This window comes from Micromonospora sp. KC207, assembly GCF_004348615.1.
In the GTDB taxonomy this organism is placed as follows: Bacteria; Actinomycetota; Actinomycetes; order Mycobacteriales; family Micromonosporaceae; genus Micromonospora.
In genome coordinates this window covers 1-3,289 of sequence record NZ_SMKJ01000467.1, presented here as the reverse complement: position 1 = coordinate 3,289, position 3,289 = coordinate 1, and the positions used below count along the sequence as shown (strand labels likewise).

At 74.6% G+C, this 3,289-nt stretch carries 2 protein-coding genes; both read right to left on the bottom strand.

The features are described from left to right. Window positions 1–166 precede the first annotated feature (166 nt). Complete coding sequence (locus E1258_RS31325) at window positions 167–958, bottom strand: VOC family protein (protein WP_132407440.1); 792 nt, start codon at window positions 956–958, stop codon at window positions 167–169. A gap of 153 nt (window positions 959–1,111) precedes the next feature. After that, complete coding sequence (locus tag E1258_RS31320) at window positions 1,112–3,121, bottom strand: AAA family ATPase (protein ID WP_132407438.1); 2,010 nt, start codon at window positions 3,119–3,121, stop codon at window positions 1,112–1,114. Window positions 3,122–3,289 lie beyond the last annotated feature (168 nt).

Here is a 3,289-nt window from a genome sequence, read left to right as displayed (position 1 = left end):
CTCCCCGGCGAGCACGGCCCCCTGGTGGTCCCCGTCCGCCCCCGCTGAGGTGCAAGGAAGGGCTGCCTGTTAACGCTTCCGGTATAGGAAGGGTGCCCTGCAAACACCCAAACCACCCGCGCCGGCCGAGGGGCCATGAGGCTGTCCCGTGCGGGCGGGATGCCGGTCAACGCGGAGGGCGGGCGATGACGGAGAAGAGGGCGCCCTGGGGGTCGCACAGCGCGGCGAGGCGACCCTGCGGGGTGTGGCGGGGCGGGACCAGGACGGACCCGCCCAGCTCGGCGGCCCGGGCGGCGGTGGCGTCGGCGTCGCAGACGGCGAAGTAGACGGTCCAGTACGCCGGCAGGTCGGTCGGGAAGTCGTCGGACAACGGTGGCGTCATCCCGCCGACGACCCGCTCGCCGCACCGCCATCCGGTGTAGGAGGTGCGGTCGAAGTTTCCGCCGGTCGCCAGCGTGACCGGCTGCTCCTCCGGACGCCAGCCGAAGACCAGCTCGTAGAAGACCTTCGCGCCCTCCGGGTCCGGGGTGACCAGCTCGTTCCAGCTCATCGCCCCGGGAATGTCGAACAGTTCCGCCCCGGGATGGGCCATCGGCTGCCAGACGCTGAATACCGCGCCGGCCGGGTCGGCGAAGACCGCCATCCGCCCCTGGTCGAACACGTCGAACGGGGCGACCAGCACCTGCCCGCCGGCCGCCTCGACCCGGGTGGTGACCAGATCCGCATGGTCGGTCGCCATGTACGTCGACCAGATCGGCACCTGGTCGGCGGCGGCCGGCGGTCCGGCACCGGCCACCGCCCGCCCGTCGAGCAGGAACGTGGTGTAGCCGGCGGCCTCCGGCTGCGGCGCGATCCGGGTGGTCCAGCCGAACAGCTCCGAGTAGAAGCGCCGGGCATCTGTCAGGCCCGGGGTGGCGAGGTCGGCCCAGCACGGCGTGCCCGGCGGGACGCTGCTCACACTGACCCCTCTCGGCAGGGGCGGCCCCCGGCGGGACGCCCTGCCCGCATCCTGGCACACCACCCGGCCAACGGGCGGGAATGGGACGAATCGCCCCGCCAGGGGGCGTCCGACCGTGCTTCTCTACCGCAGGCGTTAACAGGGGGCCCTTCCTCACAACGGGGCGGGGAGCGGGGCGGTGTGCAGCACCGTCAGCCGGGAGACCGCCCGGGTGAGCACCACGTACAGCCGGTGCAGGCCGCGCGGCTCGGCCGCCACGATCGCCGCCGGCTCGACGGTCACCACGTGGTCGTACTCCAGGCCCTTGACCAGCGTCGCCGGGACCACCGTGACCCGGGTCGAGGCCACCACGTCGTCGGCGGTCGCCGTGTCGATACCGGCGTCGGCCAGCGCCGCCCGCAGCCCGCCGACCGCGTCGTCGGCGGCGATCACCCCGACCGAGCCGTCGTGGGCGAGCGCCGCCCGCACCTCGGCCACCGTCGCCGCCACCAGGTCGGTCACGGTACGCACGTCCAGAGCGCCGTCGCGGCGCAGCGACTCGGCCGGGGGTACGTCCACCGCCAGCGCCGGCAGCAGCCGGTTGGCGAACGCCACCACGGCCGCGGGGACCCGGAAACCGACGCTCAGCGGCACCACCGTCGCGTCCGGCTTGCCCAGGTGGGCCAGGGACTCCCGCCAGTCGCGGGCGGCCCACGGCGCGGTGCCCTGCGCCAGGTCACCGAGCAGGGTGATCGATCCGTGTTCGCTGCGCCGGGCGATGGCCCGGCACTGCATCGGGGAGAGGTCCTGCGCCTCGTCGACCACCACGTGCCCGAAGCCGGCGGGGCGCTCCAGCAACCCGGCCACCTCGTCGATGAGCACCGCGTCGGCGGCCGTCCATCGCGTGGCCTTCGGGGTGCGGGGCGGCTTCGCCCAGGTCAACAGCGCCTGCTCGGCCTCGGTGAGCACGCCGTCGGCCGCCGCCGCGAGCGCCGCCGGGTCGGCGAGCAGAGTGTGCACCAGCCCTTCCGGGGTGAGCGCCGGCCAGACGGCGTCCAGGAAGTCGGCGACCGGGCGGCATCTGCCCATCCGGCGCAGCCAGGCGTCGCTGGGCGACTCGGCCCGGCGGGCCTCGGCCTGGCGTTGCAACAGGCCCACCACCCGGGCCCGGACCCGGTCCCGCCCGGTGGCGTACGGCAGCCCCTCCCGGCGGGTCTCCTCGACCACCCGGCGCAGCGGGTCGAGGCCGATCCGCCAGCGGAACGACCCGTCGGAAACCATGATCGGCTCAATCGGGGCGGCGATGCGGGACGCGACCGACCGACGCAGCACCTCGGCCATCCGCGCGTCGTGCTTGAGCGCCGCCACGGCCGGGTCCTCGGCCGCGCGCACCGGCACCCGGGCAATCAGGTCCTCCACGGTCGCCTGCTCGACCTCGACCTCGCCGAGCGCCGGCAGCACCGCCGCGATGTACGACAGGAAGGCCCGGTTCGGTCCCACGATCAGCACCCCGGACCGGCGCAGCCGCTCCCGGTGCAGGTAGAGCAGGTACGCCGCCCGGTGCAGGCCGACGGCCGTCTTCCCGGTGCCGGGCGCGCCCTGCACGCAGATCGACGCGGCCAGGTCGGCGCGGACCAGCTCGTCCTGCTCCGGCTGGATGGTGGCGACGATGTCGCGCATCGGGCCGACGCGGGGGCGTTCGATCTCGGCGGTGAGGATGCGGCTGGCCGTGCCCAACTCCTCACCGCGGTCCAGGCGCTCGTCCTCGAAGCTGGTGAGCGTTCCGGCGCTGAACCCGAACCGGCGGCGCACGGTCACGCCCTGCGGGTCCCGGGCACTGGCCCGGTAGAACGACCGGGAGATCGGGGCCCGCCAGTCGAGCACCATGGGCTCGCCGAGATCGTCGGTGACGTGGCGGCGGCCGATGTGGTGCTCCTCGTCGCCGAACGTGAGCCGGCCGAAGAACAGCGGGGTGTCGGGCTGGTCGGCCAGCTCGGCGACGCGGCGGGACAGGGTGCGACCCAGGGTCTCCGCCGTGTACGCGTCGCCGGCGACATTGTGGCCGGTGGCGAAGAGAACCTCGGTCCGTTCGCGCATGCGGGTCAGCGCGGCCCGGGACGCGTCCAGGTGGGCCCGTTCGGCGGCCAGTTCGATGTCCAGTGACATGGGGGCGTGCGGGGTCATCCGACGTACTCCTCGGCGCGGGGGACAACGCTGCCGCTCGCGTTTCCGGCACGGGGGCCGGCGCGGGGACGTCCGCTGCGGTGCTTTACACCGCGGCCGTCGGCGGGGCGAACAGTCTACTCCGCACCGCCGCGCCGGTCAGCGGGTTTATCCGGCCCCGCCTGCCCC

Coding starts and splice junctions, on each gene's coding strand:
- E1258_RS31320 (WP_132407438.1), bottom strand. CDS start 3,121: ATGACCCCGCACGCCCCCATGTCACTGGACATCGAACTGGCCGCCGAA.